The 16,494-nt window shown below is 35.5% G+C and carries 16 protein-coding genes; 7 read left to right on the top strand and 9 right to left on the bottom strand.

The window, feature by feature from the left end:
* The first annotated feature begins 9 nt into the window (after positions 1-9).
* Positions 10-1,950, top strand: a complete 1,941-nt coding sequence (locus B0A80_RS08350; protein ID WP_089076990.1) for an OmpA family protein — start codon at positions 10-12, stop codon at positions 1,948-1,950.
* 382 nt (positions 1,951-2,332) lie between these two features.
* Here B0A80_RS08350 and B0A80_RS08345 read toward each other — a convergent pair whose 3' ends face one another.
* From B0A80_RS08345 to pyrR, 7 genes are all read right to left on the bottom strand, one after another.
* Complete coding sequence (locus B0A80_RS08345; RefSeq protein ID WP_089076989.1) at positions 2,333-2,845, bottom strand: CAP domain-containing protein; 513 nt, start codon at positions 2,843-2,845, stop codon at positions 2,333-2,335.
* 171 nt (positions 2,846-3,016) lie between these two features.
* Complete coding sequence (gene pdxH / locus B0A80_RS08340) at positions 3,017-3,661, bottom strand: pyridoxamine 5'-phosphate oxidase (protein WP_089076988.1); 645 nt, start codon at positions 3,659-3,661, stop codon at positions 3,017-3,019.
* A 129-nt stretch (positions 3,662-3,790) separates the two neighbouring features.
* Positions 3,791-4,696, bottom strand: a complete 906-nt coding sequence (locus B0A80_RS08335; RefSeq protein ID WP_089076987.1) for a ribonuclease Z — start codon at positions 4,694-4,696, stop codon at positions 3,791-3,793.
* Between the two features lie 96 nt (positions 4,697-4,792).
* A complete protein-coding gene (locus B0A80_RS08330) occupies positions 4,793-5,125 on the bottom strand; it encodes a ribonuclease Z (RefSeq protein WP_089076986.1) in 333 nt (110 codons plus the stop codon).
* 161 nt (positions 5,126-5,286) lie between these two features.
* Positions 5,287-6,216, bottom strand: a complete 930-nt coding sequence (locus B0A80_RS08325) for an aspartate carbamoyltransferase catalytic subunit (RefSeq protein ID WP_017497616.1) — start codon at positions 6,214-6,216, stop codon at positions 5,287-5,289.
* Between the two features lie 84 nt (positions 6,217-6,300).
* Entirely contained in the window at positions 6,301-6,942 is a 642-nt protein-coding gene (locus B0A80_RS08320) for a DUF6891 domain-containing protein (RefSeq protein ID WP_089076985.1), read from the bottom strand.
* Between the two features lie 17 nt (positions 6,943-6,959).
* On the bottom strand, positions 6,960-7,499 hold the full coding sequence (gene pyrR / locus B0A80_RS08315; protein ID WP_017497618.1) for a bifunctional pyr operon transcriptional regulator/uracil phosphoribosyltransferase PyrR: 540 nt from the start codon (positions 7,497-7,499) through the stop codon (positions 6,960-6,962).
* A gap of 344 nt (positions 7,500-7,843) precedes the next feature.
* Here pyrR and B0A80_RS08310 point away from each other — a divergent pair, with 344 nt between their 5' ends.
* From B0A80_RS08310 to B0A80_RS08290, 5 genes are all read left to right on the top strand, one after another.
* Positions 7,844-8,410, top strand: coding sequence for a Crp/Fnr family transcriptional regulator (locus B0A80_RS08310; RefSeq protein WP_089076984.1), 567 nt, complete (start codon positions 7,844-7,846; stop codon positions 8,408-8,410).
* Between the two features lie 72 nt (positions 8,411-8,482).
* Positions 8,483-9,559, top strand: coding sequence for a DUF418 domain-containing protein (locus tag B0A80_RS08305; RefSeq protein WP_089076983.1), 1,077 nt, complete (start codon positions 8,483-8,485; stop codon positions 9,557-9,559).
* Positions 9,560-9,751: 192 nt separating this feature from the next.
* Positions 9,752-10,381: a class I SAM-dependent DNA methyltransferase gene (locus B0A80_RS08300; RefSeq protein WP_089076982.1), complete on the top strand. Its 630-nt coding sequence runs from the start codon at positions 9,752-9,754 to the stop codon at positions 10,379-10,381.
* On the top strand, positions 10,378-10,884 hold the full coding sequence (locus B0A80_RS08295) for a Crp/Fnr family transcriptional regulator (RefSeq protein ID WP_089076981.1): 507 nt from the start codon (positions 10,378-10,380) through the stop codon (positions 10,882-10,884). The genes B0A80_RS08300 and B0A80_RS08295 overlap by 4 nt, the downstream gene beginning before the upstream one ends.
* A 57-nt stretch (positions 10,885-10,941) precedes the next feature.
* Entirely contained in the window at positions 10,942-11,514 is a 573-nt protein-coding gene (locus tag B0A80_RS08290; protein WP_070908871.1) for a DinB family protein, read from the top strand.
* A gap of 56 nt (positions 11,515-11,570) precedes the next feature.
* Here B0A80_RS08290 and B0A80_RS08285 read toward each other — a convergent pair whose 3' ends face one another.
* Entirely contained in the window at positions 11,571-14,315 is a 2,745-nt protein-coding gene (locus B0A80_RS08285; protein ID WP_089076980.1) for a fibronectin type III domain-containing protein, read from the bottom strand.
* A 240-nt stretch (positions 14,316-14,555) separates the two neighbouring features.
* On the opposite strand from B0A80_RS08285, the gene B0A80_RS20760 reads away from it, so the two are divergent.
* Positions 14,556-14,729 (top strand): hypothetical protein, encoded by a 174-nt coding sequence (locus B0A80_RS20760; protein ID WP_017497625.1) that lies wholly within the window; start codon positions 14,556-14,558, stop codon positions 14,727-14,729.
* A gap of 58 nt (positions 14,730-14,787) precedes the next feature.
* Here the strand turns inward: B0A80_RS20760 and B0A80_RS08280 are convergent, their stop codons facing one another.
* On the bottom strand, positions 14,788-16,407 hold the full coding sequence (locus tag B0A80_RS08280; protein WP_017497626.1) for an ABC-F family ATP-binding cassette domain-containing protein: 1,620 nt from the start codon (positions 16,405-16,407) through the stop codon (positions 14,788-14,790).
* Positions 16,408-16,494 lie beyond the last annotated feature (87 nt).

Below are 16,494 nucleotides of genomic sequence, written 5' to 3'. Positions count from 1 at the left end.
ATAACGATTATGAAAAATTATATACTCCTTTGCTTAACAATTATCTGTTCTTTTTCAGCCGGCAGTTATGCGCAACAATCGAAAATTAATACTGCCGATAAGAACTACGATAATTATGCGTATATCGACGCTATTAAAACCTATGAACGTGTAGCTGATAAAGGATACAAATCGGAAGATTTGTTTAAGAAGCTCGGAAACTCATACTACTTCAACTCTAACTTTGAAGCTGCTGCAAAATGGTACGGTGAATTATTTGCTATGAACACCGTTGTTGAGCCAGAGTATTACTATCGATATGCACAATGTCTGAAATCAAGCGGACAAACCGATAAGGCCAATAAAATTATGACTGAATTTTTGGCTAAATCTAAAAACGATGACAGAGCAAAATTATATGCCGAGGATGTAAACTATCTGAACAAAATCAAAGCCAATTCCGGCCGATACAAAATTGAAGATGCCGGAATCAACTCTAAATACTCTGATTACAGTTCTTATGTTTACAACGGTAAAATATACTTTGCCTCTGCCCGGGATACCGGAAACTTTTCACAACGTAAACACAAATGGACCGGAGAATATTTTACGAATTTGTATTTTGCCGATACGGACCCTCCTGCCAACAGTACAGTGAAAGTCAACAAATTCAAAACATCTCTTAATACAAAGTTTCACGAGTCTTCTCCCGCTTTTACAAAAGACGGACAAACGGTTTACTTTACCAGAAACAATTATATAAACGGTAAAAAAGGAAAAGATGACAACAAAATTACTTTAATCAAAATATACAGAGCCACTCTTGAAAACGGAAAATGGACCAACATAACCGAACTTCCTTTTGACAGTGATAATTACAGTACGGCACATCCCGCACTTAGTCCTGATGAAAAAACACTGTATTTCGCCTCAGATATGCCCGGAACAGTGGGACAGTCTGATATTTACAAAATAAGCATTAATGGCAATGGCAGTTATGGTACACCTATGAACTTAGGTAAAGTCATAAATACACAAGGAAAAGAAACATTTCCGTTTGTTACCAGCGATAATGAAATTTATTTTGCTTCTGACGGACATCCCGGACTAGGCGGTCTGGACGTTTTTGTAGGCCAAATTGAAGATAACGGAACCATAAGCAATATTCAGAATCTTGGAGCGGATGTTAACTCACCTAAAGATGATTTTGCCTACATTATTGATCCTGCATCCAGAAGAGGCTATTTTAGCTCTAATAAAGATGGCGGACAAGGTTCTGATGATATCTACAAATTTCTCGAAACAAGAAAACTACAATGCATACAAGAGCTAAACGGAATCATTACTGACGCTGAAACCTTAGCTGTTTTGCCAAACACAAAATTAACTTTATATGACAATCTGGGCAATATAAAAAACACGACTATTTCAGATGCAACCGGTTTTTACAGTTTCCCTGTTGAATGTGGAAAAACGTATAATGTAAGAGCAGAAAAAGAAGAATACACAACCAAAGAAATCAATATTACCATTGGAAAACTAACCGGAAAAACCAGTCTTCCTATTGCTTTGGATAAATCCGCCTGCAAAGTCACCATTGGCGATGATTTAGGAAAATGTTTTGGTATCAAAATGATTTACTTTGATCTGGATAAATCAAATATCCGTACAGAAGCTGCTCTGGATTTAGAAAAAATACTTGATGTCTTAAACAGCCATCCAACAATGAAACTTGATATTCGTTCCCACACAGACAGTCGTGCTACACATCGATACAATGAAGCCTTATCCGACAGAAGAGCTAAATCAACAATTGCATGGCTCGTTAAAAACGGAATCGCTAAAAACAGACTCACCGGAAAAGGATATGGAGAAACCCAACTGGTAAATGGCTGTTCTGATGGTGTACCATGTACAGAAGAACAACATCAAATGAACAGAAGAAGCGAATTTATTATCACAGCCTTATAAAAAAACCAAATTCAAATAATTCTAAAAAAACGTAATATTTTAAACTCTAAAATTCCAAATTCCAAAAACAGATTAAACACTGATTGGAATTTGGATTTTTTTTTAAAAAAACTTGTAAATAACTCCTTTAAAATTCCGTTTTCGTGAAACGAATCTGTATGATTCGTCTTCTTTATTTATTTCGGATTAGGCTTTACACAAACCCTAGTTTTCGTCACTCATAGCGTTTAACCTAATGCTTTGTTTAGACTCTTTGAGAACAACTAACCCACTTTTACATCAGTACACCTTAAGGACTAATTTCATACATAGTCCAAAAAAAATCGTTGCAATTCCCTGAATTGCAACGACCAATAAAAAACTAACCAGTCCAATATTTTTTCTACATCTTCACAAAGATGTTAGTATAGTATTTCTTTCCGGTATTAGGGTCAATCGAAACTGACAAACCAAAATGAGTATAGTCTCCTTCAATATTTGCCTTGTGTCCGGGGCTATCCAGCCAGGCTCTTAAAGCAGCCTCAGAAGTTTTATAATTGTAAGCAACATTTTCGCCTACTTTTTTAGCACCTAAAACACTCATGATATTATTCGAACGTGAAGTAAAATCATTATGATCAACCACATTGTTTGCGATCATGTATTTGTTGTGTTCTTCGCACTTAAATGAAACGTGATTGATTCCTTTCAGAGTATTCAAACCAATACTTACCCGATAATCATTGATAAGTTTCATCGATTCGATTTCAGAATCATTGTAATTGTAGTTAGCAACGACAGCCTCGGCTGTAGCAGGGCTTTCGCTACCCTCTGCGCTGTCCGCTGAACAGGAGCTCATTGCAACAAGTAGGGTAACTATTGCAACGAACCTCATGTTACGCATCATCTTTTTCATAATGACATAGTAGTTTAATTTTTAAAGTAGATGTTGGGGCAAATCCTTTAAATATTTATTAAAATAAATTGACTTGTTTCTTTCTCAAACTTATTCAATTTATCGTTAAACTACAAATAATATCGATAAAATACGCAATAATTTTACAATCAAATGTAATAATCCTACAAGCTAAGAGGATAATCTTTCAATCTTCCATGAAAAGTCAGATTGGCTTTGGTAACGAATTCTGTCATGCAATCTATTGGGTCTCCCCTGCCAAAATTCTACCTCTAAAGGAGTTACTAAAAAACCACCCCAATTTTCAGGTCTCGGAATATGTTTTCCTTCGAACTCTTTTTCCAGTTTTTTCAAATTTTCTTCCAAAAAAGTTCGGGACGGAATCACTTCGCTTTGCTTCGAAACCATCGCACCCAATTTACTTCCATCAGGACGAGAATCAAAATAACCATCTGATATGTTCTCTGATGTTTTTACAGCGATTCCTTTTATGATTACCTGGCGTTCCATCTCCTGCCAGAAAAAAGACAAACAAACATGCGGATTTGCGGCTATCGCCTTCCCTTTTTCCGAATCATAGTTGGTATAAAAAATAAAACCTTCCTCTGAAAATTTCTTTAATAAAACCACTCTGGATTTCGGGAAACCATCCAATCCAATTGTCGAAACTGTCATCGCATTAACTTCTCCATTTCCGCCAAAATCTTCTACCTCATGAAACCATCGGTTGAACAGATTGATTGGGTCTTCGGGAATATTGGTTTCCAATAATTCACTCTTTTCGTAAGATTTTCTATAATTGCTTAAATCGTTCATGATTTTATATTTTAGATTGCAGATCGCTGATTCTAGACTGTAGATTTTTTTGATTACATATTCCTAGATTATCAACAATTTACGGCTTTAATCATTTATAACTCATCCGTACAACTCACATTTCACATTTTAAAACTCAAAACTCCTCCCGTCATCTCCTAAAAGTGTGTTTGGAAAAACGGTTTCGGCTTCTTCTTTAAAACGTTCGATACCATCATAACGTGTTGAATAATGCCCCAGAATTAACTTCTTTGCATTTGCTTTAAGCGCAATTGTTGCCGCTTCTTTTGCAGTTGAATGTAACGTTTTCAGTGCCAAAGTGGCTTCTGATTCCAAAAAGGTAGATTCGTGATACAAAACATCAACATCCTTAATTATAGGAAGTACGTCTTCGTGATACACGGTATCAGAACAAAACGCATAACTCATTGACGGAATAGGATCAAAGGATAATTCTTTGTTCTTTATTACGGTTCCATCGTCAAGTGTAACGTCACCACCACCTTTTATTTTTTGAAAATAGGCCGTATGAATATTGTACTGCTGAACCGCTTCTACATTTAATTTGCGATCACCGGGTTTTTCCTGAAACAAAAATCCGTTTGTATACACGCGATGCTTCAATGGAATCGTTTTTACAATCACCTTATTGTCTTCAAAAATAACTTCGCTTTCTTTTGACTCTAATTCATGGAAAAACAATTTATAGGTCGTCCAGGATTCCGTCAATTTTAATTGAAGCAGAATAAGTTCTTTAATCCCTTTCGGTCCGTAAATATGTAAATCGGTCGTTCTTCCTAAAAGAGAAAAAGTAGAAATAGTTCCAATTAATCCATAAAGGTGATCTCCGTGAAGATGCGAGATAAAGATGTGATTTATTTTGGAGAATTTAATCTTATTCTTTCTAAGCTGCACCTGTGTTCCCTCACCGCAATCAATTAAAAATAAACGATTTCTTATTTCTAAAACCTGCGAAGTAGGGTTCGTAATTGTTCTGGGAGTAGCGGCATAACAGCCAAGTATGGTTAATTTCAATTTTACTGTTTATTCGTTTATTTGGTAAATCGTTTAATCGGCTAAAACTAATTCAAATCGATTAAACCGTTAACCGAATAAACAATTAAACTTATTTTAAAATCCAAGGTCTCTTTCTATTTCCTCCATTTCGATAATATCATGCGCTTCCAAAAGTGACGGAACAACGACTAATTTATCTGAAATGGCATTAAAGTCAAGATCTGAAACTACTATTACAAATGATTTTTTGGCTTTCTTCTGCTGCTTGGCAAGGGGTAAAAAAAGTTTTACCTCTTTTTCCGACACTTTACTATCTGCTGATAAATCGATTATAATGTTTTGTTTTTCAAAGGTTTTAAACTGTTGCGTTACCCTTTCCAAAAAAGCATTAAAATCTCCCTGGGTATCTTTAATTGTAACGGTATGTCCTTTTTGATCTACTTTCATTTTTTTACTATATACACTTCTGATTTGAAAAGCTAAGGTACGAAGTTTTTTTAGTTTTCAGTTCTTATTCCCAGTTCTCAGTCTCAGTTCTCAGTTTTCAGTCTCAGAGAAATTTTACATTCAAGACTGAGATTAAAAACCACGACTGAAGACTATATCAATTACTGTTGAATCTTAGATGCGAGCAAATAAATCACCGCCATTCTGATCGCTACTCCGTTTTCGACCTGATTCAAAATAACAGAATGATCGGAGTCAGCCACTTCGGAAGTAATCTCTACCCCTCTGTTAATTGGTCCCGGGTGCATGATTACGATTTCTTTCCCAAGGGAGTCCAGTAATGGTTTATCTACTCCGTATTGCTGTGCATACTCACGTGTCGATGGAAAAAAGTTCACATCCATACGTTCGTTTTGAACACGAAGCATATTAGCAACATCACACCATTCTAAAGCTTTACGCAAATTGGGTTCAACTGTGACACCAAGTGATTCAATATATCTCGGAATCAGTGTTTTTGGTCCGCAGACTTTTACCTCAGCTCCCTGCATCTTCAAAGCATATATGTTAGACAAAGCTACTCTCGAATGCAGAATATCTCCTACAATGACCACTTTTTTTCCAGCCACATCGCCTAATTTTTCTCTAATCGAATAACTGTCTAATAAAGCCTGAGTTGGGTGTTCGTGTGCTCCGTCTCCGGCATTCACGATACTGGCTTTGACATTTTTGGATAAAAAATAAGCCGCTCCGGGATTGGAGTGGCGCATTACAACCATATCAACTTTCATTGAAAGGATATTATTTACAGTATCAATCAGGGTCTCCCCTTTTTTAACCGAAGACTGGGCTGCCGAAAAACTAATCACATCAGCCGATAATCTTTTTTGTGCCAATTCAAAGGAAAGTTTAGTTCTTGTACTGTTCTCAAAGAAAATATTGGCAATGGTAATATCTCGTAATGAAGGAACTTTTTTAATAGGTCTGTTAATGACTTCTTTAAAATGATCGGCCGTTTCAAAAATCAGGTTAATATCATTTTCATTGATATATTTAATTCCCAATAAATGATCTACGCTTAATTCTTTCATTTTTATTTCTTTAATATTTATTTGTCAAATTCATGAATTCCTGACATGCTCAGTTTTTTAATACTGCTACAAAGAACAACTCCTTTATTGAATCATTCTTTCTACAACTTCGCTGTAGTCCTGCAAATCTCTGGCATCTTCATCAAAAAGATGCTGCCATTTGAAACCTGGAATTTCTATTTTTGTTCTTGCAGATTCATTCCAATTCAGAGTGAAGCCGTTATCTCTTAGAACCTCGGCAACTATTTTACCTACTTCTATTGTTGTCGCATCATCACCATTATCTACTTTCTGGAAAGCGATAAACAAACTTGAATCTTCTATAGCTACACCTCTTGCTAAATCTTGTTCGTGATAAAAACAATATCCATCAGATTCTACTTCGTTTTCACGCAACGCTCTTTCTACCTCAACAACTTCATACTCCCCATCCGATGTGGTATACCCCGCATTATGAAGTGCAATAATATTTCTGTCGGCTAATTCATCAAACGCTTTTATTAATCTTTCCGTATCTGTTGGACTTTTCCATTGTTTACTTTCTGAAAGTAATTTTTGGTTTTCTTCTCTTATTTTATCAAAAGCCCACTCTTCAGAGATTTCATCCTCAAATTCGTTGTCTTCAATTTCTTCCAGAATGTTTTCCTGAATCTCATCAAGAGACAGAAACCCCATTCTAACTTGGTTAAAAATTGATTCATAAATAAAAGCTTCATTCTCTGTCATCCTTTTTTATTTAATCGTTAATTTGTTATCAAATAGACCACATCTTCACCTTCATTTTCTTTCCAGCTTACCTTAACTTTTTCGTCATTAATAGCATCTACCTGACGACCACGATAATCGGGCTGAATAGGTAAATTGCGGCTAAAACGTCGGTCAATTAAAACTAACAATTCAATTTCTGAAGGTCTTCCAAAAGACTGAATAGCAGTTAACGCGGAACGAATGCTTCGTCCGGTAAACAAAACGTCATCAATAAAAATGACTTTTTTATTTTCGACTATAAAATTGATTTGGGTTTTATTCGCTTCAAGCGGTTTTTCGGTGCGGCGGAAATCGTCTCTAAAAAAGGTGATATCTAAATAACCCAGAGAAATTTCGGGTGTTTTGTACTCGCTTTCTAATATTTGTTTCAAACGTTCGGCTAAAAAAACACCTCTTGGCTGAATTCCGATTAAAATAGTATCTGAAAAATCAAGATGTTTTTCGATTAACTGACAAGCCAAACGATGGAGTATGATAGTAACTTCTTTTGAATTAAGTAATACTTTTTGGCTCATAATTAAGTATAATGTTTGGTTGGGCAAATATACAAAATCAGAATTTATTTGTAGTCTCTTTCTAAATACAAATATTTGAATAAATTTTTAGCGTTGTAATAGCACAAAGCATTCTTTTAAATCCCGAAGAAATGAATAATAGTACGGCAGCAAATTTCAATTTGTCGCTTATGAAACCATACAAGTTTAAAAAAACCTTTCGTACAACGTCATCAACATCTCTTAACTTAATCAGATCCTTTTTGCTATTTTATTATATTTGACCAACCAAAACACATAAGATTAGGAGAAAAATAATCATCCTGGCTATGATTACTTTTAAAAACCGAATACATACCTAAAAAATGAATTCTTATCTCATCAAAATAGATACTTTTATAAACAGCCTTGATCAGGAAACCTTAGCCGCTTTAAATAGCATCTCCACTACCAGGAGTTTAAAAAAAGGGGAGTTTTTATTACGACAAGATGAAATTTGCAGTAAAAGCTATTTTATAGAAGAAGGAATTGTTAGAAAGTACTACCTCGATGATGGAAAAGAAATCACGACAGAATTATACTTTAAAGATGATATCGCGGTATCTTTTAATAGTTATTGCCTGCAAACGACAAGTAACGAATTTATTCAAGCCGTGACAGACATCACCGTTTCACAAACTGACTTTAAAGGATTTCAGAATGCAAAAAAGCAATTCCCAAAATTGACAGAATTAGACTTGATGCTCACCGAGTATTACGCAATTTGGCTGGAGGACCGCTTGTTTCAGTTTCGTACACTGGATGCTACGACCCGCTACCTTAAATTAATTAAAGAGCATTCGCATATTATTAAAAACATCCAGCTTACACATATCGCTTCTTATCTTGGAATATCTTTGGAAACTCTAAGCAGGATCCGGTCCAAAATTTAAATGTATTATTTGACTTAAGTCAAATTTCCCGCGATTTTTCATTTCGACATTTGTTTCATAAAATATAAAAAAATGAAACAAAGAATTATAGGATTTGATCTGGCAAGAGCATATGCCATCTTCGGAATGTTTATCGTTAATTTCAATATGGTTTTTGGCTCCCATAACGACCAAAATACTGTTGCACAATTTATGTCTCTCTTTAGCGGCAATTCGAGCTCTGTTTTTGTGATACTGGCCGGAATGGGTATTGCGCTTATGACCAACAGAGTGGAATATACTCCTGCCGAGAAAAACAAGCTGAGAAATACCATCCTCAAACGGGCTGTTTTTTTATTTGTCATCGGACTTTTGCTTAACCTGATCTGGCCTGCCGATATTTTGCACTTTTACGGTTGCTATATGTTCATAATTGCTTTTATAATCTTTTTAGATAAAAGGTTTTTTCTGTTTCTGGCGGCTGTGGCGGTCTTTAGTTTTCACTTTTTAATTTTTATTGTTCCCTATGAAACGGGCTGGAACATTGCCACTTTTCAATACAAAGATTTTTATACCCTGAACGGGTTTATCAGAAATACTTTTTACAATGGCTGGAATGCTGTATTCCCCTGGATTGCTTATTTTCTTTTAGGAATGTATCTCGGAAGACTAAACTGGAGCAGTAAAAAGATTCAGAAGAAGATGTTTATTATTGGACTTTTATTCTATGTATCGATAGCATTACTTCAATTATTGTCCGGACAATTTGTACTTTCAGAGAATTTACATTTATTTATCAATGCCGATTATCTCCCTCCGTACCTTCCTTTTATGCTAAGCACCTCCGGATTTGCTCTGATGCTGATCGCCTTCTTTATGTACATCGGAGAAAAAAACGGAAATAACCAATATGTACAAAGTTTTGCGCCAACGGGTCAAATGACGCTTACGCATTACATTTCACATCTTACCATTGGTTTAATTTTATTTTCTGCACTAACAGGTAATGATCTGGTCCAATATTCAGCAGATCAGAAAGCAACAAAACCAATTTATATTTTACTGTTTTCAATTGCGTACTTTGTACTCAGTTACTACTTTAGTAAACTTTGGGCAAGACACTTTCAGAACGGTCCATTTGAAGCTCTTATGCGAAAAATAACCCGCTAACTAAATTTTACCGGAACCATTGCCTAATCATTTTGAGCCGGCCATAAACTGTCAAAAGAAACCTTAAAGCTGGAGACCGGACTAAAAGTCTACATCAAAAAACTATTTCCGTCTCTAAATTTAAAATTATATTTTAGCAGTACAGCACTTACCTATACTTCTTGCTTACAGACCAAACACAAGATTAAAGCTATGGATCAATACAAAGAAACTTTCGAAACCTGGGATAAAATCGCAACTGTTTATCAAGACAAGTTCATGGATTTAAAGCTGTATAATGAAACTTACGACTTCTTTTGCGATGCTTTGAAAAACGAACAGCTCCATATCTTTGAAATTGGCTGTGGTCCGGGAAACATTACAAAATATTTATTATCAAAGAAACCTAATTTAAAAATTAGAGGAATTGACATTGCTCCCAAAATGATTGAATTAGCACAAAAGAACAATCCTTCTGCCCAGTTTGAAGTAATGGATACGCGAGACCTCAACAAAGTAAATCAACAATTTGATGCCATTATTTGTGGTTTTTGTCTGCCCTATTTGTCCGAAGAAGATTGTTCCAAACTAATCAACAGCATTGATAAAATACTCTGTCCTGGTGGTATTTTTTATCTTAGTTTTGTTGAAGGGCATTCCACTGAATCAGGTTTCATTTCGGGAAGCACCGGCGACCGAACATATTTCTATTATCATAATTTAAAGAACATAGAAAAACAGCTTTCTATACATAATTTCAAAATCATTAAATCGTTTGAAGTTAAATATCCAAAATCCGAAAATATTGAGATTCATACTATACTAATTGCTCAAAAAAAATGAAAGAAATCATTGCACTTTCTGAAAAAACAATAACAATAAGCAGAAATGAATTTCTTAAAGTCAAAGGAAGCATAGACGACAATATCTATTTTGTCGAGAGCGGAAGCTTACGGCTTTTTGTTTTAGACGATGATGAAGAACAAATCATTCGATTTGGTTACCAACAAAATTTAATTGTGTCACTGGATTCTTTCTTAACAGGAAAGCCTTCTGACCTCTGCATTCAGGCGATTAAAAAAACAGTTGTAAAGATTATAACAAAGAAGCAAATAGATCAGTTTTTAAAAATTGAAGCCAATAAAAACCTATGGATTACTATTTTAGAAAACTTAGTAGTGCAGCAAATGGAACGCGAAATTGATATTTTAACCACTTCTCCAAAAGAAAGATACCGAAGAGTTTTAAGGAGAAGTCCGAAGCTTTTTCAGGAAGTTCCAAACAAACACATTGCCAACTATCTAAGAATGACACCTGAGACATTATCGAGATTAAAAAAGTCTTGATTTCGATCAATCATTTCCGGAAAAACTTTTTGAAACTTTGCTTCAAAAATTAAACCTATGCAATCAGAAAAACTCATACAATTACTAATGGATCACACGAGAGATAGTATCAATCAGGCTGAAAAACTTAAGAATGATACTATACAAACTTTGACATGGAGAGAAAATCCTGCTTCCTGGAACATTTTGGAATGTCTGGAGCACTTGAATTTGTATGGTGATTATTATCTGCCTGAGATAAAAGACAAAATAAAGAATTCGAAAACCTCTTCTGAAACTCATTTTAATAGCGGATTTTTAGGAGGCTATTTTGCCAAAAGTATGCTTCCGAAAGAAAAGCTGAACAAAATGAAAACCTTTAAAGACAAAAATCCATTAAACTCTGAACTTGACAAAAGTGTAATTGACAAATTCATCAATCAACAATTTGAATTATTAGCATTACTGGAACAATCCAAAAAGGTGAGTTTAAATCGTATAAAAATCCCCACTTCTTTATCCCGTTTACTAAGACTAAAACTAGGAGATACTTTTCAGTTTTTTATTCATCATATCCTGCGACATCTGAATCAAATTGATACCATAAAAGAGTCAATAAAAAAGACAGTTCCCGTACACGAACTGTCATGACCTAAAAAACGAAACCCCACTTACAGACGCAAATGGGGTTTCGAAAAAAAAAAAAACTACTTCACAATTAGTTTAGCCGTAAACAATTTACGGGAATGTATTTTTAGAATATAAACTCCTTTTGGTAAATCCTGATTGATTAGAGAAAACTTATTATTGTTTACATTTTTTGTAGCATATAATAATTTCCCTTCCATGCTGTAAATTTCTATTTCATCAATAGGATATTCAGATTGAATAAAGGTTTCCGTATCATTCTTTGTTGGATTTGGATACACTCTCAAACCATTATCGATTTTAAATTCATCATTGTTCAGATGCGGATCGATCACTTCAAAAGAAACTCTGTTTGAAACTTCATTATAAGAATCGTTCGTAAACATTACCAAAAAGTATTTCCCTTTTTCTGTTGGCAATTCTGTAGCTGCAATATTTTTTGTTCCTTCAGAAAGTCCTTCAAAATAGGTATAGCTCACCAGTGGTTTTTCATTCGGATTATCTCCATCATGATAAATCCCCAACCAGTCTTTTACAATTCCCGGAGCATCTGTCCACGAAGCGGTAATCTGCTCGCCCAAATCATAAACCGGTTTATTGATCCATAATTCGGTAACGACTGCTCCTACTTTAAAAAATACTTTGTTTCCAATCGGATTAAATCCGTCCTGTAAATAATACTCGGCATAATAATAACCTTTTGGCAGTCCTGTGAAAGATTTAGCATCTGCAGCTGTTGTAACATATTGCCAGCTTGTTGCTGTAACTCCGGATCCGGGATTAACCCCCATTCTGTAAATACCAATCCAGTCTTTTGCCAGTTGCGGACCATTTGTATAATTAATAAGGATAGGAGTTCCAACAGAATACTCGGTTTTATCAGTCGTTAAGGTCGGTACCGGCCCTACATAAAAGTATTTTCGCGGCGCAATTTCCGTGTATCCTCCATTTGAAAATATTGCAGCATAATAACGTCCTTTAGTAGCCAGCCCGCTAGAGAAAGTGATAAATCCGCTGGCACTTCCATCCGTATATTTCCAGGTTTGCGATGGCGAAGAACCTCCCGGAGTCTGCCCTTCTTTGTATAAACCAATCCACGTTGAAGTACTGGCCGGAGCATCCGTAAAATCAATTTTTATAGGTGTGTTCAACGAATAGGTCAGAGCATCTGTAACTATTGCCGTATTTACATTGTTACTTCCTGTAATTGTAAAAGTCTGAACATCGCTCCATGGCGACCATTCAAGATTACGGTCTCTGTATCTTAACTTCACATAGTATTTACCATTTGGAAGTGAATTAGAAGCCAGATCCATTTTAGTAATATCTACACCCAGATTGATGTTTACAGTCGAATCTTTCTTAGTGCCATACTTTCCGTATAAATTTTCAAAATCTCGATATACTTCTTTCTTTACAATATCGAATGTTGGTGTTTGAGAAATCAAAAACTGACTGGTATTCAACTTCTCATCTGTAGTTGTCGTATAAGTCGATCCGGAAACGGTTAGCGGCAATGTATTTGTCGCAGTAAAAGTATTCGTAATCGAAGGTTTGGCAGGTGCCGCTTTGTTTTTATATCGATGAAATTCATCCATTAACTGGTTGTTCTTCCATTTATCAACACTTCCAATAGAATAACTTTCAATGTCCATTTTTCCGTTTGTCACATCAATATCTACAATTTGGTAAATCCAGTTACAAATGGTTTTCTGTACATCATCAAAATCCTGCTCTGTAGAAGATCCCCAATATTGATCCCAGGCTGTACCCCCCGAAATAATATTATAGGTAGGTGTATTTTTCAATTGTCCGCGGTGATACAAATGATGGTGCGCCCCAATATGCATCGAATATTTTGGAGAAGTTACCAATAACGGCACGGCTGTATTACGAACCCAGGTCGAAATATCACCTACGTATTGCTCTGCCTGATAAGGTCTGTGGCTTAAAGAGAAAATCCATTCTACAGTATTATCCGCATTTGCAGCGGTAAGAACTTTTTGCAACCAGCTTAGCTGTTCTGCCCCTGTATGTTCTGAACTTAAACTGATAAACAAAACATTACCTGCCTGCTGTGCATAATAATTCTCTGTTCCTGATGAAATGCCTTTATATGAAAGCTCGCTTATATAAAAATGATCGTAATAGGAGTTCATTCCAAGTGTCCCGTAGGTTTCATGATTTCCGACTGTGGTCTGAATAGGTACATTACCCGATAAACCTCTGTTCTTTTTAAAATGCACATTTTCGTAATGATCTAAAGTTCCCACATCAACCTGGTCTCCCACCATAAAAGTCATAGAGATATTATCATCAGGAGATGCGTCTTTTCCCCATTTCTGTTTTATTTTTCTTTTGGCCGCTGACACTAAAGAATCATAACGCGGAACAGCTTTCAGTTGATTATCCCCCATAATCAAAAACCGAATGTGTCCATTAGCTGTTGCTGCCTGTCCCGGATTGGGCAATGTTTTAAAAGAATAAACCGAAGACACATCTGCTCCGGTTTTTATTCTGTAGAAATATTTCGTGTTAGGCGAAAGGTTCGTCAGCTTTGCACTATGGTAGAAATAATTACCCGGATAACCTGAATCTGTAAAAACATTTGTATTACCGGTAACAGTAACATTTAGACTCGATGCTGTTGTTCCGTACTCTACGATAGATTCCGGATTACTGTCCGTTTTCCAGTTAACGTAGATAGATGTTGGTGTCGCGTTTTGCAGATAAGGAAATAATTTTTGCGCTTTTGAAGCATAACTTAGCCCCAGAAGCATAAATAATAAGTAAAGTTTTTTCATACGTTTTTTTGTTTAGATCGAACAAAAGTATTGTTCGAAAACGTAATAGCTTTTAAGACAACATTACCTTTCCCTTATCTTTACTTCTCTTTATTGTAAAGTTGTTTAACCTTTTACACCTAGTTGATTTTAATCTAAATCATAGAACTTTTTAATTAAATCATATAAGATCTTTCTTGTTTTTTGGTCTAATTTTAAGTTATACGAATCAGAACAGCAAGTTCTTAAAACATCAAAGTCATGCAAAATAAAATCAAACGTTTGTTAATGGTATTTGTACTATTATTTTTATTTACGAGCTGCGAAGTTATCGGAGACATTTTTAAAGCCGGAATGGGCTTTGGTATCTTTATCGTTATTTTTATTATTGCGATAATTATCTTCATTTTCGCTAAACTGTTTGGCAAAAAATAAATAAAAAAAAATCCCGTTCAGCTAGCGAACGGGATTTCTCTTATTATAAATTATAAAATTACAGGTTGTACATTTTTTTTCTTAATTCCTGAATTTTTTCATCGTCCAGGTATTCGTCAAATGTCATGTAACGGTCTATGACTCCGTTTGGTGTTAACTCCACTACTCTGTTACCAACGGTTTGTGCAAACTCGTGGTCATGTGTGGTGAAAATTACGGAACCTTTAAAATTTTTCAATGAGTTATTAAAAGCTGTAATGGACTCCAAATCTAAGTGATTGGTTGGCTCATCAAGCATTAAGATATTGGCTCTCTCCATCATCATTCTGGACAGCATACAACGTACTTTTTCTCCTCCTGATAATACGCGGCTTGTTTTTAACGCCTCTTCTCCGGAGAAAATCATTTTCCCTAAGAATCCTCTAATAAAAACCTCATCACGCTCTTCTTCTGTTTTGGCGTACTGGCGTAACCAATCTACCAAAGTCAGATCATTTTCAAAGAAAGAATGATTCTCAGCCGGTAAATAAGCCTGATTGGTTGTAATTCCCCAATCAAAAGTTCCGGCATCTGCCTTTTGTTCGTTGTTTAAAATTTGGTAGAATGCTGTTGTAGCACGTGAATCTTTAGAAAAAAGAACGATTTTATCGCCTTTTGCCATATTCAAATCAACATCTTTAAACAAAAGATCCCCATCGATAGAAGCTGCCAGACCTTCAACATTCAAAATCTGATCTCCTGCTTCACGATCCTGATCAAAAATAATCGCAGGATAACGACGGCTTGACGGTTTAATTTCAGAAATATTCAATTTCGAAATCATTTTTTTACGAGAAGTCGCTTGTTTCGATTTCGCAACGTTCGCACTAAAACGACGAATAAATTCTTCAAGTTCCTGTTTCTTCTCTTCTGCTTTTTTGTTCTGCTGTGCACGTTGTTTTGCCGCTAATTGGCTGGACTCGTACCAGAACGTATAGTTTCCTGAGTAGTGGTTTATTTTTCCAAAATCAATATCAGAAATATGTGTACAAACCGCATCTAAAAAGTGACGGTCGTGAGATACTACAATTACAGTATTTTCATAATTCGCAAGGAAGTTCTCTAACCACGCAATGGTTTCAAAGTCCAGGTCGTTGGTAGGCTCATCCATGATAAGTAAATCCGGATTTCCAAAAAGTGCCTGCGCCAAAAGCACACGTACTTTAATTTTTCCTTCCAAATCACCCATTAGAGTATAATGATCTGCCTCTGTGATTCCTAAGTTAGACAACATGGCCGCAGCATCAGAGTCGGCATTCCAACCGTTCATTTCTTCAAACTGAACCTGAAGTTCTCCAATTCTGTCTGCATTTTTATCGTTGTAGTCGGCATAAAGTTCATCCATTTCTTTCTTAACAGCATACAAAACTTTATTTCCCATCAAAACAGTTTCCAAAACCGTATGCTCATCGAACATGTTGTGATTTTGGTTCAAAACCGACATACGTTTTCCCGGTTCTAAATGAATATGTCCTGATGTAGGATCAATATCTCCTGCTAAGATTTTTAGAAAAGTAGATTTTCCAGCACCATTGGCTCCAATAACTCCATAAATATTCCCATGAGTGAAAGTAGTATTTACTTCGTCGAACAAAATTCGTTTGCCAAACTGAACTGATAAATTATTGACTGTTAACATGAATGTCTTTTTAATTAATTTGGTGCAAAAGTATGAAAAAAGGTTCAGAGTTGCAAAGGGGACAATAGTGAAATGTAATCTGTAAAA

It is taken from the genome of Flavobacterium tructae (assembly GCF_002217475.1).
Lineage (GTDB): Bacteria > Bacteroidota > Bacteroidia > Flavobacteriales > Flavobacteriaceae > Flavobacterium > Flavobacterium tructae.
The sequence above is the reverse complement of the archived record's forward strand: the minus strand, read 5'-3'. Positions and strand labels throughout refer to the sequence as shown.